Source organism: Butyrivibrio sp. FCS014 (assembly GCF_000526935.1).
GTDB lineage: Bacteria > Bacillota > Clostridia > Lachnospirales > Lachnospiraceae > Butyrivibrio.
Genome location: NZ_JAHA01000008.1, coordinates 127406 through 152373, shown reverse-complemented (window position 1 = coordinate 152373; position 24968 = coordinate 127406). Strand labels below are relative to the sequence as shown.

20 protein-coding genes are annotated in these 24968 nt (G+C 46.9%); all 20 read left to right on the top strand.

Annotated elements, in window-relative coordinates; genetic code table 11:
- Entirely contained in the window at nt 1-501 is a 501-nt protein-coding gene (locus tag T456_RS0109590) for a tRNA (cytidine(34)-2'-O)-methyltransferase (protein ID WP_024865958.1), read from the top strand.
- Between the two features lie 12 nt (nt 502-513).
- The gene (gene rlmD / locus T456_RS0109585) at nt 514-2076 is read left to right on the top strand and encodes a 23S rRNA (uracil(1939)-C(5))-methyltransferase RlmD (protein ID WP_024865957.1); all 1563 of its coding nucleotides are present in this window, start codon (nt 514-516) and stop codon (nt 2074-2076) included.
- A gap of 36 nt (nt 2077-2112) precedes the next feature.
- On the top strand, nt 2113-2607 hold the full coding sequence (locus T456_RS0109580; protein ID WP_024865956.1) for a winged helix-turn-helix transcriptional regulator: 495 nt from the start codon (nt 2113-2115) through the stop codon (nt 2605-2607).
- Nucleotides 2589-3374, top strand: coding sequence for a GNAT family N-acetyltransferase (locus tag T456_RS0109575; RefSeq protein WP_024865955.1), 786 nt, complete (start codon nt 2589-2591; stop codon nt 3372-3374). Before T456_RS0109580 ends, T456_RS0109575 begins: the two co-directional genes overlap by 19 nt.
- Before the next feature lie 131 nt (nt 3375-3505).
- On the top strand, nt 3506-3868 hold the full coding sequence (locus tag T456_RS0109570) for a helix-turn-helix transcriptional regulator (RefSeq protein ID WP_242835912.1): 363 nt from the start codon (nt 3506-3508) through the stop codon (nt 3866-3868).
- 78 nt (nt 3869-3946) lie between these two features.
- Nucleotides 3947-4702 (top strand): hypothetical protein, encoded by a 756-nt coding sequence (locus T456_RS0109565; RefSeq protein ID WP_024865953.1) that lies wholly within the window; start codon nt 3947-3949, stop codon nt 4700-4702.
- A 1-nt stretch (nt 4703) separates the two neighbouring features.
- Nucleotides 4704-5564, top strand: a complete 861-nt coding sequence (locus tag T456_RS0109560) for a KilA-N domain-containing protein (protein ID WP_024865952.1) — start codon at nt 4704-4706, stop codon at nt 5562-5564.
- A 111-nt stretch (nt 5565-5675) separates the two neighbouring features.
- The gene (locus T456_RS0109555) at nt 5676-6347 is read left to right on the top strand and encodes a DUF5680 domain-containing protein (RefSeq protein WP_024865951.1); all 672 of its coding nucleotides are present in this window, start codon (nt 5676-5678) and stop codon (nt 6345-6347) included.
- Nucleotides 6348-6477: 130 nt separating this feature from the next.
- The gene (locus tag T456_RS0109550; protein ID WP_024865950.1) at nt 6478-8376 is read left to right on the top strand and encodes a glycoside hydrolase family 3 protein; all 1899 of its coding nucleotides are present in this window, start codon (nt 6478-6480) and stop codon (nt 8374-8376) included.
- Between the two features lie 78 nt (nt 8377-8454).
- Nucleotides 8455-9288: a sugar phosphate isomerase/epimerase family protein gene (locus tag T456_RS0109545; RefSeq protein ID WP_242835910.1), complete on the top strand. Its 834-nt coding sequence runs from the start codon at nt 8455-8457 to the stop codon at nt 9286-9288.
- Between the two features lie 43 nt (nt 9289-9331).
- Entirely contained in the window at nt 9332-10807 is a 1476-nt protein-coding gene (locus T456_RS23640) for an APH(3') family aminoglycoside O-phosphotransferase (protein WP_330369719.1), read from the top strand.
- Between the two features lie 41 nt (nt 10808-10848).
- Nucleotides 10849-16245, top strand: a complete 5397-nt coding sequence (locus tag T456_RS0109535) for an ATP-binding protein (RefSeq protein ID WP_024865947.1) — start codon at nt 10849-10851, stop codon at nt 16243-16245.
- A gap of 12 nt (nt 16246-16257) precedes the next feature.
- Nucleotides 16258-17808: an ATP-binding protein gene (locus T456_RS0109530; protein ID WP_024865946.1), complete on the top strand. Its 1551-nt coding sequence runs from the start codon at nt 16258-16260 to the stop codon at nt 17806-17808.
- Between the two features lie 164 nt (nt 17809-17972).
- The gene (locus T456_RS0109525; RefSeq protein WP_024865945.1) at nt 17973-18929 is read left to right on the top strand and encodes a hypothetical protein; all 957 of its coding nucleotides are present in this window, start codon (nt 17973-17975) and stop codon (nt 18927-18929) included.
- Between the two features lie 168 nt (nt 18930-19097).
- Nucleotides 19098-19754 carry a thiamine diphosphokinase gene (locus T456_RS0109520; protein WP_024865944.1) on the top strand — a complete coding sequence of 219 codons (657 nt, stop codon included), beginning with the start codon at nt 19098-19100 and terminating at the stop codon, nt 19752-19754.
- Nucleotides 19755-19772: 18 nt separating this feature from the next.
- Nucleotides 19773-21197 (top strand): carbon starvation CstA family protein, encoded by a 1425-nt coding sequence (locus T456_RS0109515; protein ID WP_024865943.1) that lies wholly within the window; start codon nt 19773-19775, stop codon nt 21195-21197.
- Between the two features lie 83 nt (nt 21198-21280).
- Nucleotides 21281-22360, top strand: coding sequence for a PTS transporter subunit IIC (locus tag T456_RS0109510; RefSeq protein WP_024865942.1), 1080 nt, complete (start codon nt 21281-21283; stop codon nt 22358-22360).
- Between the two features lie 23 nt (nt 22361-22383).
- Entirely contained in the window at nt 22384-22872 is a 489-nt protein-coding gene (locus T456_RS0109505; RefSeq protein ID WP_024865941.1) for a restriction endonuclease, read from the top strand.
- A complete protein-coding gene (locus T456_RS0109500; protein ID WP_035801741.1) occupies nt 22844-23662 on the top strand; it encodes a DNA-3-methyladenine glycosylase family protein in 819 nt (272 codons plus the stop codon). The genes T456_RS0109505 and T456_RS0109500 overlap by 29 nt, the downstream gene beginning before the upstream one ends.
- A gap of 220 nt (nt 23663-23882) precedes the next feature.
- The gene (locus T456_RS0109495; RefSeq protein WP_024865939.1) at nt 23883-24962 is read left to right on the top strand and encodes a GntR family transcriptional regulator; all 1080 of its coding nucleotides are present in this window, start codon (nt 23883-23885) and stop codon (nt 24960-24962) included.
- Nucleotides 24963-24968 lie beyond the last annotated feature (6 nt).

Sequence of the window (24968 nt, the reverse complement as noted above, 5' to 3'; positions counted from 1 at the left end):
ATGAATATAGTTTTACATCAGCCGGAAATTCCCCAGAACACCGGGAATATAGGAAGGACCTGTGTCGCAACAGGAACAGCCCTTCATCTTATCGAACCTTTGGGCTTTCGCCTCGGGGAAAAAGACCTTCGCCGCGCAGGCATGGATTACTGGCAGAAGCTCAATGTGACCAGATACATCGACTACGCGGATTTTAAAGAGAAGAACCCGGGGGCGAAGATCTGGTACGCCACCACAAAAGCAAAGAAAACTTATGCCGAAGTCTCTTTTGCCCAGGATGATTTTATAATGTTCGGCAAAGAGAGCGCCGGGATCCCTGAGGAGATCCTGGTGGACAACGAAGAGACCTGCATCAGGATCCCCATGCTTGAGGACATCAGGTCCCTCAATCTTTCAAATTCAGTGGCCATCGTGCTCTACGAGGCCTTGAGGCAGCAGAATTTTGCGGGGCTTGAGAAGGAAGGCGAGCTTCACAGATTGCAGTGGAAATCCACCACTTAACGAGGTATGAATATGGGAAAAGAAAAGCTTGGATCCGGCAGATTCCAAAAGGATGAGATGCTGGAAGTTGAGATAACGGATATAGGAAATGATGGCGAGGGTATAGGCAAAGTGGATGGCTATGCCCTTTTTATTAAGGATGCGGTGATCGGGGACAGAGTCAGGGCTAAGATCATGAAGTCCAAGAAAAACTACGCCTACGCCCACCTCGAGGAGGTGCTTGAGCCTTCGCCCTTCAGGCAGCAGGCCAGATGCCCCATCGCTAGGCAGTGCGGCGGATGCCAGATCCAGAACATGACCTACGAGAGGCAGCTTAAGTTTAAGCAGGATAAGGTGAGAAACAACATCGTCAGGATCGGCGGCTTTGACGGTGAATATGTGGACAGCATCATGGAGCCCATAATGGGCATGGATGATCCCTGGAGATACCGCAACAAGGCCCAGTATCCGATAGGCGCAGACAGGGAAGGCAACCCTGTGGCGGGCTTTTATGCCGGCAGGACCCACAGCATCATCCCAGTTTCCGACTGCCGGATCGGTGTCGTGGAGAACGAGATGATCCTTGAGATCGTGCTGGAGCACATGAGACAGTTCCATGTCAGCGCCTACAACGAGGGCACCGGCCACGGCCTTGTGCGCCACGTGCTGATACGCAAGGGCTTTGAAAGCGGCCAGATCATGGTATGCCTTGTGATCAATTACGGGAAAAGAAATCCCAACAGCGGCAGAGACTTTGGCAAAGGCAGGGAATATATACCCGGCCAGGAGCGCCTTATCGAGAAACTGGAAAAGGTGCCCGGCATGACCTCGATTTCCGTCAGCATCAACAACGAGAACACCAACGTTATCATGGGAACGGAGATCCATACCCTTTGGGGTGAGCCGGTTATCAGGGACACCTTAAACGGCCTGGAATTTGAGATCTCGCCCCTTTCCTTCTATCAGGTAAATCCTGCCCAGACCAAAAAACTCTACGGACAGGCCATTAAGTATGCGGATCTTTCGGGAAAAGAGACAGTGTGGGACCTCTACTGCGGTATCGGAACCATCACTCTTTCCATGGCAAAGACCGCAGGGCATGTGTACGGAGTTGAGATAATCCCCGAAGCTATCGAGGATGCCAAAGAGAATGCCAAAAGAAACGGCATAGAGAACGCCACCTTTATGTGCGGAAAGGCCGAGGTGGTGCTGCCGGAGTTCTATGAGAAGGCAGCCGGCGGTGACGCATCGGACAAAGATGCCCTTCACCCTGATGTTATCGTGGTGGATCCGCCCCGGAAGGGCTGTGATTCCAAGTGCCTTGAGACCATGCTGAAAATGCAGCCTGAAAGGATCGTCTATGTAAGCTGTGACTCCGCAACTCTTGCCCGTGACCTTCGCATCCTTTGTGACGGCGGCTACAAGCTTAAGGCTGTCCGCCCCTGCGATATGTTCCCCTGGAGCGGGCATGTTGAAAGCTGTGTGCGCCTCGAGCGTGTGAGCAACAGAAAAGCGGATTCTTATGTGAAACTCAATGTGAAGATGGAGGAGTACTATCGGATTAAAGATGCAGAGGGCGGTGAAGCGGATGGATGATATAAAAAAGGATCCTTTATAAAATATCTGAGACAATTGGGTTTTGAAGCGGATAATGATATGTTTGCTGAGCATTCGTGGTATTTCAGAAATGCATTGGTTCGCGCTAATTACAGTAATATTAAAAAAGGAATCTATGAAACGACGGATTTCCTTGAACTGTTCCTGCAAAATCTGCTGCTTGACGGTAAAAATGAACGCCATAACAGAGAAATGCATGTCAGCGGCATGTTCACACAAATGCGGGACATTGACCCAATTAAGCAGGACATTGAGCCGATAAATGACCCAATAAATGACCCAATAAATGATCCAATAAATGATCCAATAAACATGGTAGGACTTAGTGAAAGAGAGAAAAAGATACTTGAACTCTTGAGACAAGATCCGACTTTGACAAGAGCTAAGATGGCGGGAATTCTTGGGTGTTCTGACGCAACTGTAAAGAGAGCGTTAGGATCTATGGTACAGAAAAATGTAATACGTCGTATTGGGTCAAACAAGAAGGGCGAATGGATTATAATCCGGTGAAGTGTATGGTTTTGAGAAAAATCGACAGAAGTGAATATACAGCAGACCTTACATATGCCAGAGGGTGTACAGCAAACTGTGTTTATCCGGTGTCAATTGCGACCGGGACTCAGGATGGAGATATTTATGTTGATGGCAAAGGCTGTGTACTGTTTTGGCATTATTGTGGTTTTGCGTATATCTCCGGGGATGTGAGAGCTGATGTTCTTGAAGAAGTATATCGCAATTTTTTGGTGTCTGATACGGAGCGAAGATTTTTACTCATTACAGATTCGGAGTTTGTTTCCGACTATTATTCGGGCATAGACTTGCTTCGAGTTGATAAGAGGATTGAATACACTCATAGCGGAATTATTGACAATCCGCCGATACTTGATGACGGATTCATTGTTGAGCATATAAATGCAGACAATATAGGTGACGTTCAAGGAAGGATTACACCATCTTTTTCATGGAATGAAAGTGATATATTTCTTCAGAATGGATTTGGATTTATGGCAAGAAGTAAGGAAGATGGCAACTTTGCAGCGGTGGCGTTTTCAAGTGCGGTCAGTCCGGAGGAAGTGGATATTGGTGTTGAGACCACTGAAACATACAGACACCATGGTCTGGCATCCTATCTGGCATATGAGATGTGTGAGGAAATCATACGGCAGGGCAGAAGACCTGTTTGGGCCCATGCAGAAACAAATACAGGTTCTCAGAAAACGGCTCTCAGCGTCGGATTTAAGCCAATCGGAATAAATACGGTAATCCAAAAGAAGTAATATATTTAAGTCTCGCATGTAGCAGTAGATATTATGAAATTCGGTTGCACAGTCGGACAACAGTCGAAAGTTGCGTGCTTTTGCAGAGGGTGAGCAACACCCGTCCGAAAGCCATTACTCTGGATGTTGAGATGGAGGATTACTACAGAATAAAAGGGACAGGACGAATGATTGAAAGTAAAACAATAATTGATATGGAGAAGACCGGAAACAACCTCCGAAAATATGCATATGAGAATGGATATAGCGTAAAGGATATTCAACAGTATCTTGGATTGTCATGCCCGCAACCTGTATACAGATGGTTTAAGGGAACAATACTGCCTTCAGTTGATAATCTTCTTCGCCTTAGTGAATTGTTCCATGTTCATATGGAGGATCTTTTAGTGAAACAATACACAAAGTACACATATGATTGTTGTTTGGTTACAAAGGCTAATTCAAACCAATTTGTAAAACGAATGCAGGCTTATTATCCGCTACTTGTTGCATAGCCGGGATTATGGACTATCCGTCCAATGACATGATATCACGCATCTCATACGATAAAAGAAAAACATCGGAGGTGCGTGATGACAAGAGGAAAGATTATTTACATAGACTGGGACGGAAAGATTTTCTCGTCAGTAGAATTTAATGGAGATATGTATCCGGATGGGAATGCTGATAGAATTCTGGAAATGTTCGAAGCAGGATTGTTTTCGAACTACAGTAACTATGAGAGTTTTGTGATCCGGTTTAATAAGTCTCATTACGGTTACGAGGAAGAACTGATCCATCCGCTTGCCTGCAAGGAGGAGAGGGTAATTGACATTACGGAGAATAGGACGGATTACCTGTATATCATCAATAATTCCGATTGTGAATGGATCATAAAAGATCAAAACGGCACATCTTTCTTAGATAAGAGAACATTGGGAATCGTACGATTTCAGCAAGTCGAGAGGATGATTCACAGGGTATTACATGAAAATGCCAAAGAATTCAGTGCAAGTATCAGTAAAGAAGAATTTGTGGAGATACTGAATCAATTAAGGGACTCATCGGATTTGGTAAGAAAGGTAAATAGTCTATTCCGTAATAGCAGGGATAACCTTGAGTGTGATTTTTGCAATGGGGCGGCACTTCAGATCTCACATGAGAGCACCGTGGTATTTTTGCTTCGAAAACTGCTGAAGGATGCAGTTGAAAACATTGACTATTATATTTATGAATTGGATTATGGACGACAATATGAGCCAGGCATTATCACAGACGAGAATGGCCATGATATCGACTTCAGTTCTGCTGAAAAATTATATGATTATCTGACCGGGGAGGTGAAATAATATGCCTAGGACGATAAAGAAAGAAACAATATATGTTGGCGGCATCAGTATAGCAGTTTATACATCGGACTTTGAAAATGATTTTTTATCTTTAACTGATATTGCAAAATACAAAAGTGATGATGCAAATGCGACGATATGCAATTGGATGAGAAATAGGGAAACTATAGAATTTCTTGGGTTATGGGAAAGTTTGCATAATCAGGATTTTAAACCCCTCGAATTCGAGGGGTTTAGAGGTGAGGCTGGATTACATGCATTTACAATGTCACCGTCCAAGTGGATTGAGGGAGTAAATGCAATTGGAATCGTCTCAAAAGCAGGAAGATATGGTGGAACATATGCTCATTCGGATATCGCGCTTGAGTTTGCATCATGGATTTCAGCTTCATTCAAGTTGTTGATTGTTAAGGATTATCAGCGCCTAAAGAAGGATGAGAACAGCCGCCTGTCTCTTAACTGGAACTTGAACCGCGAGATAGCCAAACTTAATTATCGTATTCATACCGATGCAATAAGGGATCACTTGATACCGCCAGAACTTACACAGGATCAGATCTTTTTCAAATATGCAAATGAGGCGGATATGCTTAATGTGGTATTGTTTGGTATGACTGCAAAACAGTGGAGAGATGCTAATCCGGGTAAGAAAGGAAACATCAGAGATGATGCCAACCTTAATCAGCTTCTCGTGCTGGCAAACATGGAAAGCTATAATGCAATCCTGATCGGACAGGGCAAAACTATGTCTGAAAGGATAGTGTTGCTTAGAGAACTCGCTGTTAAGCAGATGGAGACTCTGTCCATGGTCAGTATGGATGGTATAAAACAACTGCCGGGCGGTGATTCTGAGAAAGAATGATGAAAATGTTGGAACTTTGATACGATGTATAACAAAAGTAGCAAAAAAGCAACCAATGGCTGATGTATCTCAGCAATGAGAAATTGTATGTTGGTCTTGGAGGTGATGAGTATGATTTTTTCAGAGAAACTGCAATTGATCCGCAAGAGTAAGGGGATGACACAGGAAGACCTTGCTGAAAAGCTTGGTGTATCAAGACAGGCGGTTGCGAAATGGGAATCAGGCCAGGTGTATCCTGACATTAGTAATCTTATCCAGATAAGTAATCTTTTCAATGTCACAGTAGATTATCTGGTCCGGGATCAGGAATGTATGATCAGTTGTGAAAATAATGAGGATGATGATCTTAGTAAGCTGATCGAGTTCAGGCTTGAAGCTAATGTAAATACTTATGCCGCCTATATGAATGAAACAGATTCAACAAGGCTGGATTCCCACGACTTTTCATACAGCAGCGGGTCATATACATATCATGACACGTATGTTGGTGGTGAAAAGTTTGCCGGAGAAGAAGCAATCTGGGTTGATGGCAAAATACAGTATGCAATGAATTATCTTGGCAGGGTGTTAGAACAGCAATTCAGTGGCGATTTCTTGAAAGAAGCACTTCGTAAAGCGGATAAAAAAATGCCATACTGGGGACAGGAGTATTATCAGTCAGGTGAATATACATATAAATGCAGCGTTACAGGAGATTTTTCCTGGTTTCAGGGATATGAAGAGATCTATTGCAACAACGTAAAAGTATACGAATGCTATTTCCATGGCGGAATCATGAAGTAAATATCATTTTCAGCCATGGGTTTAAATTCTACATAGATTATGACACTGAAGCAGGTGGCAAGGTGTTGCTCAATGAAAACGACGTCGAAACTGTGGTATTGATGTCAAAATATAAAAGGAACTTGGGGCTATGAAGAGAAAATCAATATTAGTTTTAATTGTACTGGCGATACTGGTAGCGATAGCGGGTTTTTTAGTTATCGGTCATTTTCCGAAAGGTGATGAAGCCGGGAAGGAATCTAACACCTCTGTCACATCTGTCACAGATGCCCAATATAAATATGCTGAATATGCATCAATGAGTCCTGAAGAGATAGTTGATAGCCTATCGCCCGAGCAGAAAGCGGCGCAGATGGTAATGCCTGCTATATATAATGTCAGTGTGAAACAAATGAAAGACAACGATTACGGCAGTATTCTCTCCCAGGCAGACCATATCGATGCTGCCGCCTGGCGGAGCCTCGTGGACGAATATCAGAAGGCTGCACTTGAATCCGATGCCGGGATACCCTATATCTACGGGCAGGATGACGTTCACGGTGTGAATTACTGTGCGAATGCGGTATATTTTCCGCATAACATCGGACAGGGCGCTGCCAATGATGAAGAGCTTGCATATCAGGTCGGACTGATCACGGCTGACGAAGCAAAGCTCTGCCACATGCTATGGAATTATTCTCCCTGCATAGCGCAGTCCGTGGATCCACGCTGGGGAAGAACTTATGAATCCTATGGCTCTGATCTTGAAACAATCACAAAGCTCAGTACTGCTTATGTAAAGGGCCTGATTGACGGAGGGCTTGTTGCCTGTGCAAAACATTATCTGGCAGATGGAAATGTGGAATATGGCACAGGAGAAAAAGATAACATAGATATGCTCATAGATCGCGGAGATGCAAGACTTAGTGACGATGAGATAAATGAGCTTCTGAAAGTGTATCAGGCACAGATCGATGCCGGCGTACAGACCATCATGATCAGCCACTCATCCTTAAACGGAGTGAAGATGCATGAAAACAAAGAGTACATCATGAAGCTGAAAGATGAGATGGGTTTTGAAGGCTATATCGCAAGTGACTGGGAATCCATACAGCATATTTCGGCTTCATCCTACAAGGATCAGGTCATCACAAGCATTAATGCCGGGATTGACATGCTTATGGAGATCGAAAGATACGATGAGGTAATAAAGATCATCACGGATGCCTTAAAAAGCGGTGAGATCAGCGAAGAACGCGTGAATGATGCTGTAAGAAGAATCATCAAAGTCAAGAAAGAGGCAGGATTGTTTGAGGATCCTTTCCTTGAAAAGTCTGAGATAAAGCAGAAGGATACCGGTTCTTTGGAATACAGAAAAGTTGCGGAAAAGCTGGTGGAAGAAAGCCTTGTCCTTCTTAAGAACGATTCAGAGACCCTTCCGCTGAAGGATGGCATGAAGGTTTATATAACGGGACCGGCTGCGGATGATGCATCAGCACAGTGCGGCGGCTGGACTATCGCATGGAGCGGTTATTCAGAGAAAAAAATCGATGGCGTAACCACCATACAGGATGCTTTTGAAAGTTATGCCGATGATTACGGCATTGAGATCATTACCGATAAAAATAAAGCTCAGGATGCCGATGTGGTACTGCTTTGCGTAGGGGAGAAGACCTATGCGGAGTGGGAAGGAGACACTGCTGACCTGGAGCTCTGCGGTGCCCTGGGCCTTTCTGAAAACAGAAATGCCATCGACGAAGCAAAGAAACTGGGTAAACCTACGGTTGCCTGTATTGTTGCCGGCAGAAATGTTATCATTGATCCTGAAGACTATGATGAGTGGGACAGTGTTGTTATGTGTTATCTGCCGGGTTCGGAAGGAAAAGGAATTTCCGATGTATTGTGTGGATGCGCAGATTTTACGGGAAAGCTTCCATCCCCGTGGTACGGCAGCATCGATCAGATCGGTACCGATAAGAATTTCCTGGAATACGGGTACGGCCTTTCCTACGGAAGCGGTTTCCAGCCGAAGGAGGAGCCTGAAAGGTAAAAAAATAAGTGGCCGGAAGATAGGAGATATATCGAAATGATACAGTTTGGTATGCCCACACTTATAGAGAACAGCACATTGGAAGACAACGTTGCTCTTTGCCAAAGTCTGGGACTTAAGTTTATTGAACTGAATATGAATTTTCCGGAATATCAGGTGGAGTGGCTGGAACAGACCGAATACCTTATCGGCTTGGCAGAAAAGGCAGGTATTTACTATACGATCCACCTGGATGAGAATCTGAATATCGCGGATTTTAATCGACTGGTGTCCGGTGCCTATTTGGAAACAGTGAGACGCTCTGTTGAGGTGCTCAAAAAACTGCTTCCATTAAGGGATAGATATGGCGACCCTGCTCAGCCCCTTACCTTGAACATGCACATGCATCATGGTATTTACATCACTTTGCCGGATATGAAAGTGCAGATGTACGATCGGGACTTTGATACATATTTGAAATCTTTCAGGAGTTTCCGGGAATGGTGTGAACGGTGGATTGGAAACAGTGGAATACGTATTGTAGTAGAAAATACCGATGGATTCCGCAGGTATGAGGAGAAGGCGATTGAAATGCTGCTTGAAAGTCCATGTTTCGGACTGACCTGGGATATCGGGCACTCAAAGACAACCGGCGAAAAAGATGTGCCTTTTATTCTGGAACATCAGGATCGTCTCTTACATTTTCATATCCATGACGGAAGCGAGAATCCTGCGAAAAATCATTTGGCACTTGGTGACGGAGAAATAGATCTTGCAGAGAGACTGCGTCTGGCCGAAAGCCTGAATGCCAGATGTGTCCTGGAGACCAAGACTATCGAGGCATTGAAAAAATCAGTACAGTGGCTGGAGAAAGATAACTACAAAAATGATTTACGAACTTACAGATACATCAAAGGCTGCCGGCCTTTTTGATGGGTGGCAGGAAACCCTGATATATTCCTGTTTGCAGAAAGTAATGGGAAAAATCTATGTGACGGATCCTGAGTGTCCAAAGTCAGCGATGGCCTACGTTGGATGCTTTGCTTTTTATGCGGGAGAGCCTGATAAGGAGATTGTCAGGAACAAGCCTGATGGCTTCACGATCTTGGTGCCCCAAAGCAAGGCGTGGGAAACCTGTATCGAAGAATGCTTTCCAAAGGCGAAGAAAGTGACCAGATTCGCCATCAAAAAGGATACGAAGTTTGATAAAGAGCTTTTAAGAAGCATGGTAGCCAAACTTCCCGGCGGATATGAGTTAAAAGAGATAGATGAGAAAATCTACGATCTTTGCCCGGCGGATCCCGCGACAAGGGATTTTGTTTCTTCCTTCGAAACCAAAGAAAAATATCTGGATCTGGGCCGTGGCATGGTGATAATGAAATCCGGCAGGATTGTAGCCGGTGCTTCTTCTTATACAAGATACAGGGAAGGAATTGAGATAGAGGTTGATACAATTGAGGAAGAGCGCAGAAAAGGCCTTGCCACCATCGCAAGTGCCGCTTTGATCCTGCGCTGCCTTGATGAAGGGCTGTATCCAAGCTGGGATGCACAGAATATAAACTCGGTTCGTCTGGCAGAAAAGCTCGGATACGAATTTGATCACGAATACACCGCATATGAGGTGTCCCGGGAAAATGACGAAGAGGCTATGGAGAAGGCTCTTTTCCCTATGCCCGACAGCATCAAAAAGCTCATAGCGGGAAAAGAGTATACGACCGATGATGTCGGTATGTCAGGCTCAAAGATAATGATATTTGATGACTGCGTCCTTAAGATACTGGACAACAGGCTTTACGATGAAGAGTCAAGTGTACAGGTGCTTAATTGGCTTAAGGACAGGATTCCCGTGCCCAGGGTCCTTGCTTTCGAGAAAAATAATGACTATCAGTATCTTCTAATGAGCAGGATCCCCGGAGAAATGTCATGCAGTGAGTATTATCTTGAACATCCAAAGGAGCTTCTTTCTTTACTGGCAAAAGCTCTCAAAATGCTCTGGAGCGTGGATGTTTCAGGTTGTCCAATAGAAAGAGACATTGATGCGCAGCTAAAAGAAGCAAGATACAGGGTTGAAAACGGGCTTGTGGATATTGACGATGCCGAACCCGCAACCTACGGAAAAGATGGATTTGAAAACCCCAAAGCCCTTCTTAAATGGCTTGAGGAAAATAAGCCTGCATATGAACCGGTGCTTTCTCACGGCGATTTCTGCCTGCCGAATATTTTCCTGAAAGACGGTGATATCAGCGGATTTATAGATTTGGGCGGCGCAGGTATCGGAGATAAATGGGAAGATATCGCTCTTTGCTATCGAAGCCTCAAGCATAATTTTGACGGGACCTACGGCGGAAAAGTTTACCCTGACTTTGATCCCGATATGCTGTTTGATGCACTTGAGATAGAACCCGATTGGGAGAAAATTAAATTTTTTATTCTCCTTGATGAACTTTTTTGACTTCACAGACGTATTATGAATAGATAAGGGGGATTTATACAATGGCAATTGCAGACAGATTTTTAGAAGACGCCAGGATAGGAATGTATGTGGAGGTTGTCGCCGGGCCCAAGGAGATCACCGGAGAGATCGTTGCCCTTGATAAGGAAACGGTCAGCATCCACAGGAAGGATAACCGCACATCAACCCTGATGATATCTTCTATTTCATATTACGAGATCATAGAGGACGATGCGCCTCAGCCTCAGCCTCAGGCAGAACCTGAGGTGCTTCATCAGGCAGAACCGGAGGTTCTTACACAGCCGGAACCTGAGACGACGCCCCGGATAGAGACAGCGCCGGAACCCGAGACGACGCCTCAGACAGAGACGGCGCCTGAGCCCGAGACTTTGCTTCAAGCAGAGATGCCCGCTGCGCCCGCAGATACCTCAAAGCCGGTTTCATTATTTGAGAAGCAGCTGGCCGGAGTTTTTGCGCCCTCTGATGAGGTGTACAAACAGTGCCTCAGCGCGGTTGACGACCTCAGATATCGCGATGGAATTCAGGTTCTTTCCGATGCCCTTCCCGGAATGCCGGATAAAAAAGAGGAGTGCGAGGCACTTATAAAGTTCCTGACCGAGGCAGCGGAGCTTGCGGAAAACGAGCGCATAGCTAATGACGGAACAGATCTGTACAAGGGAATAATCATTTCCAAGGCAGAGATGGATCCTGACAAAGCGTCCTATTACCTCAGAAGGGCGGTTGAGCAGGGCGGCCCAAGGCTTAAGACAGCCATCTACCGCTCACTTGTTGTGTATTTCAAGGCCGGAGATGTTGAGAAAGCTGCCGATGTGGCAGAGGAACTTATAGAAAGAACAAGGCAGGTGGTTCCCGAGGAGGACCAGACCATCATCTGGAAAACCATGCTGAATCTGTTCTCCTCAACAGGAAGACAGAAGATTTATGAGAAGACTCTTTTTGATCTGATACGCGCTTCTCAGAGTCATATAGTATCCTGCATTAACGCAACCCTCAAATTTGTTGCTCCTCTGGAGGATGAGGGGGATCCGGAAACAGTCAGGGAAGTATACAGAACTATTCTGGATATCAGGGAGGTTCAGGAGTCAGGAGAGCTTCTGACCCAGATACTTGCCCGCCTTGTGCTTTTCCTGCACAAAAAGGATCAGGAAACTCCGGTAAAAGAGCTGGTGGCTCCGTTCCTTTCCACAGAGGAAGCAAAAAAGGCTTATGCCCTGGCCATAGAACCGGTGCTGGAGAAACTTCTTGAGACCGGTGATGTTTCGGTCTGCGAGAATAACCTTGAGGATCTTACTTCGGAGGAAAATAATGCCGATGATGAGAAGAGCAGACAAAGAAGGTCTCAGATTGAGCAGCGATATGAGGAGAAGTTTAAGAGCTTCAGACAGGTCAAGGATTCTGCAGGGGCCCGCAAATGGATCGCAGACCTTGTAAAAAGTGCTCCGGACAATCGCTTTATCGAATCCATCGCGGTAAGAACCGAGCTCTATACTGCCCAGCTCAAATCCTATACATACGGCAGAGCCGAAGTAAGTTCGGCTTATCTTAAAGCCATGTCCTCATGGCTTGACAGCGGCGCTTTGGAAGATGCTGAAGGCTTCTTTATGGAGGATGCCACATCGGAATCCTCCTCCAAGGGAATGTCGATCCTTGCCTACATGGATATGCTGGCAGTGGAGTATGGCATTGAAGTTGCGGTGAAGCATTTTAATGAACTCGGTCAGGAGGTTCGCCAGTGTGAGAGGGGAATCAGGACCGCCTTTCAGGAAAAGAAATATCGCTTTGCGTCCCTCGTCGATAACCATGACGAAGCGCTGAAGGCTTTAAATGCGCTGAGAGCTCTGTATTACAACAAGGCAAAGCTTGCAAGCGTAGCCTTCCGTATCGGAGATTGTTACTTCAAAAAGGAAAAATGGAGAGAGGCTCTGAGCCAGTTTGAGACGGCCCTGGAAAACGGATATTCTCCCACAAGCTGTGAGAGGAAGATCCATACCTGCAGGGTAAAGATCGGAGAGGTGACAGACGATACCACTCCCGGCACCATCAGAGAAGAGATCAACCTGGATGCTGTAAGAGAGCATGTTGAAAACTTGTTTGCCGAGATCAATTATTCCGAGGCTGATCGTTACATCAATCAGCTTAAGATTGAATATCCCGATAATGAGGAGCTGAAGGTCCTTCAGGAGGAGACTTCGGCTGCACTTCAAAAGTACAATGAACTGGGGCAGACCCTTCCCAAGGGAAAAGACAACCAGGGCTTTGCGCTCAGGGCCTGGAGAATCGAGAGTAACAGCGAAAAGGCAAAGCGCTTCTTCCTTGCCGAGATAGAGAACAAGGGACTCAAGTGGTATGCCTGCCTGATGGACTATGCCGAGATGGTAATGCATGTAAGCGGTGCCCAGGAGGCGGTAAAGGAACTGAAATCCTATGAGTCATGGCTTTCCTTTGTGCCGGGCAATGAGCACTCCGGATACTACGAAAAGCTCTTTTTGCTGCAGAAGAAAGCAGACGACAAGGATGGAATGATCGATTCGCTTCAAAAACTTCTGAAAGTATACAGCAGCGCCAAAAATGATAAAAAGGTAATATACACCAATGCCCGTCTTGGCCAGACCTACTATGCCATGAAGCAGTATGAGCAGGCCATAGAATCCATGATGGAGATACCTGCAGAGAGCAGGACCAATGCCAATTACACATACATCGTCATGTCCTATGCAAATCTGGGTGACGAGAGCAGGATCGAGAGCTTCCTTAGCGGGCTGGTTGAGGCAGACCCTTCCAATCAGGAGATGGTGAACAGTCTGCGGGAGCAGGTAAAAGAGCAAGTGGCTATGCTCTCCTCTTACAAAGCAGATTCAGGGATCACAGAGGAACTTCAGGATGGCGACGGGGATACGGACATTGCCGAATCCTACATGATCAGCATAAATACGCCCTTTGATGATTATTTCCTTGAGCGCTTTTCCAGAAACCCTGTTGGATTGTCAGCCCTTGAGGTTGAGCAGAAGGACTACACCGAGAAGGACGTACATCGAGTTCGCGATGGCATTCAGAAGGAGAGCACCCAGGGCGGCAAAGCCGGGCGCTACGGTACCCTTGCGGTGCTTGAGCACGAGCTTAACGGTGAGAGCAGCCTGTATTACAGATATCTTCGCATGTGCGCACTTCATTCCAGCCTTGATTATCTGGGGAAGAGCATGTACGAGAGCGCTCTTGCATGTCGTATATACAAGATGGAGATCCAGAAAAACGTCACCACCGGCAAAGACGAGAACGAGCGGATCCGTGATGCCGAGATATATCTTGAGAGTCTTACCGGCAGGAGAGGAAACCGCATTCAGGACGATGCGGACGAAGCAGCACACAGGCAGTTCATCCTTGAGCTTATGAACCGTGCTTTGGAGGGCGAGACAACCGGCGATCCGGAACGCGGGCTTATGAAGATGGCTCTTTTGATAGATAAGAGTGATCTGATAAAGGATATTATCCGCTCCATGGAGATGGAAAAGAGACAGTATCTTATTGGAAAGATAATGGGAATAATCGCTCCTGACAGAGACACCGCTGACTGCGAGACATTTTTTGAATGTATCAGGGAGACCATATCAATTCAGGAAAACCGCCTTCGCATGTTCTCCAACAGGATTAAGAACAGTAAGGTATTTAAGGGAGAGCACTTAAGCGAGATCAGGGATTTCAAGGAGTGCGTTATCGTATTTGATACGGACCAGATATACCTTAATGCCCTGATAACAGCCTATGAACATGGAATAGAGCTGAATGTATACAACGACTATGAGAGTATCATGGCCGTTATCGGTACCGTTGAGAAGCAGCTTGCGGATATCCAGAATCAGCTCATGAGTGCACCCACCTACTTTGGCGTAAACTTCCTGGAGGATATCATCAATAATCTTCTGGAGGTTTTAAGGGAGCGTGCAAATACCGTAAGAGAAGAGCTCCAGCCGGATATCTCCATAAATGTGGCTGTCACGGATGTGCCGATTATCGATGAGCATCAGAATATCGACGTTACTGTTTACAATAAAGAGAATGCGGCTAACGCAAGAGACGTAAAGCTCAGTATCCTTGATGCACGGGGAAATGAGCTGATGGAGGAGCAGGATGTGGCTTCCTACATCCGTGCCGGCAGGGAACAGGGCATTTCCAGAGAGTTCTCGATTCCCACCCAGGGAGAGCTGTATACCATAACGATCAAGGTATCCTATATTACGCCCGCCGGTAACAGGTGCGTTACCACCAGCGATTTCTCCATATCCACCGGTGAAGATGAGTTCCAGGAAATAGCCAACCCCTACTATGCCGGCGATGCCATCGGCGTCAAGGACAGAGACGTTTTTGTGGGAAGAGACAGTCTCCTGGACAGCATTTCCAGCGCCCTATGCGACGACAGAAGCAGCTGCGAGATCATATATGGTCAAAAGAGATGTGGAAAGAGCTCCATTGCCAATTTCCTTGAGGAGCGTTTAAAAGACAGGTTCATAGTCATAAAGTTTTCCATCGGAGCATTAAGGACACCTAAGTTCATATATGGAAATGTGAGGGATATGCTGTTAGATATTGCTGAGGATTTATGCGATATGCCCGGAAGCGTGATCGGTGAGGATGTGATCGATTACCTGGATAGTGTTTCCATTAAAGAGGACGAAGAGTTCGTTTCCTTTATGAGGGCTGTAAGGCGCAAGATATGCCGTCCTCTGAGAAAAGAGCTGCTTATTATAATCGATGAGTTCACTCACCTGTATCGCAGTGTGGATGAGAACAGACCCATGATACTGGCCTTTATGGACACCTGGAAAAAGCTTATGGAGGAGAAACTGTTCAAAGCGCTTCTCATCGGACAGGACACCATGCCCAATTTCATCCACGAGTTCCAGAACCAGTTCCGTGTGACTCAGCCAAGGCGTGTAGATATGCTGGATGATGAGAGTGCCAAGCAGCTTATTGTGGATCCCATAAGGCTTCCTGACGGAAGGAGCCGCTATGTGGAGGGAAGTGAGCAGCTTATTGCAGACTGGTTCCATGGACAGCCCTACTATATCCAGGTTTATTGCCGCAGACTGGTGGATCAGATGAATGTTGACCACAGAGTTCTGGTATCCAAGGCTCTGGCTGAAAAGGTCAAGCAGGCCATGCTGGTAGATGAGAGAGATGACCTGTTTGACAACCTTATCAGTAAAGGTGATGAATCCGGAACCGAGGTACAGAACTATGATATCCTTAAGCAGATCGCAGCCCTTTCAAAGAGCGGCGGATGGGCAACAATAAAGGATATAGACATAGAGGGCAAGGAAGAACTGATCACGGAACTGATCAACCGCGCTGTAATAGTAAAGCGGGGAGAGAAATGCAAAATACTGATACCATTCTTTGAGGAATGGCTCAATCTTCAGTAACAGGAGTGAATTATGAACAATCCATATGCAGACAGCGGAAGTATCGTTTCATCAGACCGCTACATCATAAGAAGTGAGACGGAGAGGACTGTTGAATCGAGGCTTATCGGAAATGACTCTTACGGCTCGGTGGGAGTTGTGGGAATGCAGCGAATGGGTAAATCTTCCCTGGCCAATCATCTTCTTATCAGCAAGAAAAAAGAGCTTTTGCAAAAACACGTAATGGTGATTAACATGTCCATGTATGATTACCGTACTCCGCAGGCTTTTTTTACCGGAATGGTGGAGAAGACCTTTGATATCCTTGAGGATAACGACGTAATCTCAAATAAGATCGAAAGACGCTTCAACAGGGCCATGGATGCATCGGTGACAGAGACCGGCGGAGAGAGGATCAGGAGCTTCTTTGAAGTTGTGGTATCGGATCTTGGCTATCGCGTCATATGTATAATCGATGAGTTCGACTATGTTAAAAAGCTGTTTGAGGAGTATCCTGAGGGCTTCTTTGTACTCAGGGAGCTGGCATATCAGCCGGGCAACAAGATCGGATTCCTGTTCCTGTCAAGGCGGCTTATGGCTGAGCTGGAGGCGGGATTTGGATACGATGTCTCAAACTTTTCCGGGATCATGTTTGACTGCTATCTTGGACCCTACAACGAAAAGGAGCAGGAGCAGTACTTTGAGATCCTGAAGAGTACAGGGGTTCCGGTGACAGACGAGATCATAGAGGATTACAGGGAGATCACGGGAAACATGCCCTACTGGATGGACCTTCTGTCCATGCACTATGTGGAAAGCTTCGCGGCAGGAGAAGGCAAGAACCTCTACAAGATCTTCGACGAAAATGAAGAGACTTTCTACAAGGAATTCGGTCGTATGTTTGAGCTTCTTAAGGAGCAGAATCTTTTGAATGCTCTTTATCAGGTGATCCTGGGGCCTGTTGGGGACGAGGCAACACCGCAGAATATTAGGCGTCTTGAGAACTACGGAATAATCCTGAAGTCCGGTAAGGGGTATGAGACCATATCCAGGTACTTCCGCAGATATCTGGTGATGAAGGAGCAGACCGTGGAGTTTTATCCTCTGTGGAACAGGACGGAGAAGCTTCTCAGGGCTGTAGGCGCCCAAAAGCTGAAGGAAGAATACGGAGAGAGCTGGGAAGATGCCATAAAAGCGAAGTACGTAACTCCCGAAGATTCTCCCAGGGGACACAGCACCCATATGACTGTGGGAGATCATATTCTGGCAGCGCAGATACGCATTGAGGATATGAAGAAAAAGACCGCTATTTACGATGTTGACCCTGCCGGCATAAATCTGTTAAACGGCACAACCACAGGAGGTCTTGCGGAGATTCTTCTTGCAGAATACGACAGGTGCTATAAGAAGGTGTTCAACATGAAGAGAGGGGAGTTCCAGATGATCATCAACTCCATTACTTCTGCAAGAAACCCCTACGATCACAACAATGACAATATGATCAGGGATGATGTGAAGGAAAAGACCATTGAGAACTGCCGGACGCTGTGCCGTCTCATTGAAGCAAATCTTAATCTGAAGTGATACTTAGGGCCGGATTACCATAGAATCCGGCCCTGTTTATAAAGCAATTCTAAATAAAGGATAAAAACTTCGGCAAACACAACATATGGTACAAATCCTGTGCTATAGTTGGGAACTGAAAGTAATGTACAGGTTTCTAATATATAACATGAGGAGAAAAGGATATGAAAAAGAGGACAATGACAAAAATTGTTGCTGTTTGCGGCGCTGCTGTACTTGTAATGGGAACTGTGGCAGGCTGTGGAAAGACTGCAGAGGCTCCCGAGGCAGCAGAGGCTGTAGAGAGCACTCAGGAAGCAGCAGAGAATACCATCGAGGAAGAGGAGGTTGCAACAACCGACTCAGTAACACAGGCACCTTACTTTACAAAGGGTGTTTATGTAAATTACCCCGAAGGAGCAACAGTAAGAGATTATTTCTATGTGTTCTATGATGAGGGCGCAGGATATACAGAGGATGCAAATACAGGGACAGGGGTTCCTTTTTCTTGTGAGCAGGAAGACGGCAAGGTGAGCTTCAGCTTTGGCGGCGAGGACGAGACTAAAGACGTGTTCACTGTAACAAATACAGATAACGGTATCATCACAGGATCCTTCGAGGATGGCCTGGAGCTTCACTTCGAACTTAAGGAAGACGCCGATCCCGATAACTTCGACGCCATGAAATATGCATATCCCAGCACTGAGGAAGTTTATGAGGATGCTAACGGCTGGAAAGTAAAATATAACTCAGAGCTGTTCGAGGTTAATCATTCAGCAAATATTGTTACCTTCGTATACATGGGCGAGTCAGCAGGAACCAACATGATCACAGCTACCTACGATGTTGACATGAAGGCCAAGGAAGCTGTTGACAAGGTGGCTGATTCCTGGGGATCAGATAACGTTACAAAGACTGAGGGAGTATTCCCCGGCACAGAGGATGTGGACGCATACTATGCTGTTCTTCCTCCTTCAGAGGAAGGCTCTGGCCTTTACGAGACAGTAATCGCAAGAGACTACATGGACGGATATCTCATGTTTGAGCTTACAGGCCACAACAGCGGCGACGAGGCTCTGGACATGGAAGTAAGCGATGCTCTTGCAATGATCATCGACTCCGTTGAGTTTAATGAGCAGTAATTACATTGATTTTTCGCGGCCCCGGAATGATTTCCGGGGTCGCTTTTGCTTAACGGGATACTGTTACGCAAATTCTTTATTTTCCTCAGCTGTGCATTCCGCTCAAAATCCCTGTATACTATATAGTTGAGACAAATTAATTTAAGCATTCCCGGCGAGGAAAGAAAAATGAGCGGACAGGAAAATGCAAAAAGTGCAGGACGCTGCGTGATCTTTGGTGGAGCGGATATCGGCAATTATGAATATATTAAGAGCAGGCTGAAAAGCGAAGATTTCCTTATCTTCTGCGACAGCGGTCTTAAGCACATGCAGGCCCTTGACCTTAAGCCGGACCTCATAGTGGGGGACTTTGATTCCCATGAAAACCCTCATCTTGATGTGGAGACCATTGTCCTTCCCTGTGAAAAAGACGACACGGACACAGTCTTTGCCGTGAAGGAAGCGGTAAAGCGCGGCTTTTTGGAGTTCCTTCTCCTTGGAGTTGTCGGCGCAAGGCTTGACCACACCCTGGGTAATGTGTATATCCTCGAGTATTTAAGCGGCCTTGGGAAAAGAGCTGTCATAATAGATGACTATTCCGAAATGAGGCTTGTTACCCCCGGCCATCCCGCAAGCATTGGCGGGGATAGCGAGTTCTTTTCCCTGATAAATATCAGTGGCCTGGCAAAAGGGATCACCATTACGGGGGCCAAGTATACGCTTCATGATGCGGAAATAAAAAGCGAGTACCAGTACGGCGTAAGCAACGAAGTTCTGCCGGGGGAGACTGCAGAGGTTTCCGTAGACGAAGGAAGTCTGCTTCTTATAAAGGTTCGAAGACAATAACTTGCAGGAGGCTTGACCATGATCACATTCATAGCGTCAATAATCATTCTGTTTATAGGATATGTTCTTTACGGCAGGTTTACTGAGGCGGTTTTTCACCCTGTCGGATGGATGACGCCGGCCATGGATCACAGCGACGGAGTGGACATTGTGCCCATGAAAACCTGGAAGGCCTTTTTGATCCAGCTCCTGAATATAGCAGGAACCGGCCCAATTTTCGGAGCCCTTATGGGCGCGTGCTTCGGGCCTGTGGTATTCCTGTGGATCGTTTTCGGTGCGATCCTGGGAGGTGCCGTCCACGACTATATGTGCGGCATGATCTCGGCAAAGAATAACGGTGCTTCAATAGCGGCACTGTCCGGATTGTACATTGGCAAGGGTGCCATGTACCTTATGCGGATATTCTCGGTTCTTTTGCTGCTTCTTACGGGAACGGTGTTTGTCACAAGCCCTGCAGCCCTCATCAACACCCTGACCGGCGGAAAACTGGGATCCATCTTCTGGATCGTTGTGATCCTCATATATTATGTTCTTGCAACTCTTCTTCCCATCGATAAGATAATCGGAAGATTCTATCCCATATTCGGAGTTGTTCTTATCGTCATGGCTCTCAGCATTACAGGGGCAATGCTTATCCTTCCTCAGTACCGGATTCCGGAGATTGCTTTTGAAAATCTTCATCCCGAGAACCTTCCCGTATTTCCCTTTATGTTCATAACCGTGGCCTGCGGCGCTATTTCGGGATTTCATGCCACCCAGTGCCCCATAGTTGCAAAGTGCATCATCAGCGTTAAGGACGGTCGAAGGGTCTTTTACGGTGCGATGATAGCGGAATCGGTTATTGCGCTGGTGTGGGCGGCAGCAGGCATGGCTTTTTACGGGGATACCGAGCAACTGCAGCTGGGACTGACATCAATCGGCCAGTCGGGAGTTGTCTACAACATCAGCAAAACCATGCTTGGGCAGGTGGGAGGGATCCTTGCCATTATCGGTGTTGTGGTATGCCCCATAACTTCAGGGGATACAGCCTTTAGAAGTGCACGCCTTATTCTGGCTGAGTGGACGGGGTTTGACCAGAAGAACCTTGGGAAAAGACTCATCATAACCATCCCGCTTCTGGCAGCAGGAGCGTTCCTTACCCAGCTGGACTTCAATGTTTTATGGAGATATTTTTCCTGGAGCAATCAGACTCTGGCCACCATCGCCCTTTGGGTTGCCACTGTGTATCTTTTAAAGAGCGAGAGAAACAGGATCGGATCGCTGATCACCGCTCTGCCGGCAGTCTTCATGACGGCGGTTGTCACCACATATATAATTATGGCCGATGAGGGCCTGCGCCTGCCGGGGACGGTTGCATATCCCGTTGGCATTATTCTGGCAGGGATGCTTCTGGTGCTGTACCTGACCACCTGTGTCATTGAGAAAAAGCACGAGAAAAAGTGATGTTCATACCCGAAAAACGGTTGCCAAGCCAAGGCTCCCTGGAGTACTATATCAAAATGAAAATACTTAAGGGGAGATAAGGTATGAAAGAGTTTTTAAAACGCAAGGACATTGAGATCTCTTTAAAGAGATACGGAATCGATGCGCTGGGGGCTATGGCCCAGGGACTTTTTTGTTCCCTGCTCATCGGAACCATCATCAACACTGTTGGGACACAGTTTAAAATCCCGTTTCTTATGAAGTCGGTTGCCACCATCGCAGGCACCGATTACACCGTTGGCGGTCTGGCTACAGCCATGAGCGGCCCTGCAATGGCAGTGGCTATTGGCTATGCACTTAAGTGTCCGCCGCTGGTTCTTTTTTCAATGATCACAGTTGGATTTGCTGCTAACGCTCTGGGCGGAGCCGGCGGTCCTCTGGCAGTTCTGTTTGTGGCAATCCTCGCCGCAGAATTCGGAAAAGCAGTTTCCAAAGAAACTAAAGTTGATATTCTTGTAACACCCCTTGTTACCATCGGAGTGGGCGTGTTCTTCTCATGGCTTATAGCACCGCCTCTTGGCAGAGCAGCCATGGCTTTGGGAAATCTCATCATGTGGGCAACAGAGCTTCAGCCCTTCCTTATGGGAATCCTGGTTTCCGTGCTGGTTGGTATGGCGCTTACACTTCCCATTTCTTCAGCAGCTATCTGCGCAGCTCTTGGACTTACGGGGCTTGCCGGCGGAGCAGCTGTTGCCGGATGCTGTGCACAGATGGTCGGTTTTGCAGTCATCTCCTTCAAGGAGAACAAGTGGGGCGGCCTTGTTTCACAGGGTATCGGAACCTCCATGCTTCAGATGGGTAACATCATCAAGAATCCCAGAGTATGGATTGCTCCTACGGTAGCATCAGCCATCACAGGTCCTATCGCTACCTGCATCTTCAGACTTCAGATGAACGGCGCTCCCGTTTCTTCCGGAATGGGAACCTGCGGACTTGTCGGACAGATTGGAGTTTACACCGGATGGGTTAACGACATTGCAAACGGAGCTAAAGCCGGAATCACAGGTTTTGACTGGCTTGGACTGGTTCTTATTTCCTTTGTGCTTCCCGCTGTTTTCTCACTGATCATTCATCAGGTAGTGGTAAAACTCGGATGGGTTAAAGAGGGAGACCTTAAGCTGTAATTCTTTGTTCAAAGGGACAGTACATGTTTGATTCATTTATAACGATCATCTTAATATGCGTTGCGATCGTGGCGATCATCCTCGTGGCAGCCCTGTTTCACTATCTTCGAAACCGGGGCGATAAGGAGCTTCCCATGGATGAGATGGAGGGTCACGATTTTGAGTATTATTGCGCGGATCTTCTTGCTTCCAACGGCTTTCTTGAGGTGGAAGTTACCAAAGGCAGCGGGGATTTCGGTGCAGATATCCTTGCAGAAAAGGATGGCATAACATACGCCATTCAGTGCAAGTGCTACGATAAGCCCATCGGCGTCAAGGCTGTGCAGGAGGTCTATGCAGGCAGGGACTTCTACGACAGGATGGTGGGAGTGGTCATGACCAATCAGTACTTCACCCAGCCTGCGGTGGAACTTGCCAAAAAGCTCAACATCATGCTCTGGGACAGGGGCTATGTTGACAGCATGGATACATTAGAGGATTCCAATGATCATAAAGATAGAAGACGATTTTGATCTGGCGAAAATAGCAGACAGCGGGCAGTGCTTCCGCTTCAACAGGTGTGAAGGAGGCTACAGCGTGGCTGCCGGAAATCGCCATGTTCTGGTAAAAGAACTGGATGATGACCGCTACGATTTTGGCTGCGATGAGGCTGAGTTTGAAGAATTCTGGAGAGAGTACTTTGACCTTGGCACCAGCTACCGGGATATCAGGAAAAAGATAGATAAAAAGAAAGATGAGTATCTTTATAACGCCTCGGAGTTTGGAAAGGGCATAAGGATCCTTAAGCAGGATCCCTTCGAGATGCTGATCTCCTTTATCATTTCCCAGAGAAAAAACATCCCGGCGATCAAGGCTTCCATCGAGAAGCTGTGCGCTCTTGCGGGAGAGAAGATCGCTGAAGATACTGAAGGGAAAGCCATATACTCTTTTCCCACGGCCAAAGCCCTGGCGGCCCTTACCATGGAGCAGCTCTCAGGCTGCAGCCTTGGCTACAGAGACAAGTACGTCCACAGGGCAGCGCTGGATGTTGTTGCCGGTGCGGTGGACCTTGAGGCCTGGAAGAGCCTTGATGATGAGGCGCTGATGGAGGAACTTCTAAAGCTCTTCGGCGTTGGAGTAAAGGTGGCCAACTGCGAGATCCTGTTCGGATATCACAGGCTGGATGCTTTCCCGAAGGATGTCTGGATCAACAGGGTTTTGGAGCAGCGGTATCCGGAAGGCTTTTTGTTTGATGAGTACGCGCCATACAACGGTGTCATGCAGCAGTATCTTTTTTTCTATTCAAGGATGGAGGGAATGTGATCGGTATACCGGAGATTTGTGCTCCGGTGAGTGAAATTTGTACATATACAAGTTTCCAAAATTGTTCATTATGTTAATTGACGTTAGGTTCTGCAGGATTTATGATGAATTCGCACGGATGGCGAATTATGGCCTGCAGAGCCTTTTTTGATACAGCGGGCTGAGATTCGCAACATATCGATACAACTATTGCAAAACAATACAACTTTGGTAGATAACAGTGGCTAAATATCAGAAAATAATCGACTGGATAACTGAATGCATAGATGAAGGCACCCTGAAACCCGGAGAGAAACTGCCCTCAGAGAACGAACTCTGCGACAGATTCGGGCTCAGCAGACAGACAGTGAGGCATGCAATCGCCAAGCTGGCGGAGGACGGGCTTTTGGAGAGCCGAAGGGGGAGCGGTACCTACCTGGTGGATCAGCGGGCTGAGGAAGGCGAAAGGAACGTGATTGCCGTGGTCACCACCTATGTGGATGACTATATTTTCCCCAGCACCATAAGGGGCATCGAGAGCACTTTGAGCGACAAGGGATATTCTATGCAGCTGTCATTTTCGGACAATACCGTGGGCAAGGAGAGGCAGATCCTTACAGACCTTCTTAGCCGCAGCGACATAGCCGGCATCATTATGGAACCTGTAAAGAGTGCCCTTCCCAATCCAAATATGGAACTATACAGGAAGCTCCGTGACCGGAATGTGAAGATTCTTTTTATCAACAGCTTCTATCCTGAGCTGGATATGCCGCACGTTTCCCTGAACGATGCGGAGTGTGCCTATAGGGCGGTGAAGGCCCTTATAAATCTGGGCCACAGGGATATAGGCTGTGTCCTTAAACTTGACGACGGACAGGGAAGAGAGAGGTACAGAGGGTATCTTAAGGCCATAACTGAAGCAGGAGTGCCCTTCTCTTACGATCATGTCAACTGGATCGACACCATAGATATCAGGAACGGCAAGGAGGCATTGATCAAGGCCAGGGAGAGACTTAAAGGGTGCAGCGCAGTGTTCTGCTACAACGACCAGGTGGCGGGAATGCTGATGGAGGTATTGATAGACGGCGGTCTTAAGATCCCGCAGCAGATGTCCATTGTGGCTATGGATGACTCGGATATCGCAAGGATGGGCGTTCGCGGAACCACCATTTCTTCAATACCGCATCCCAAGGCAGAGCTTGGCAAAAGAGCTGCCCAGAACATGATAAGGATGATCCACAGCGGACAGATCTCCTTCAGCGCGACCTACGAATTTAAGGAAGATGTGATCTTAAGGGACTCGGTCAGACAATATGAATGACTTCGC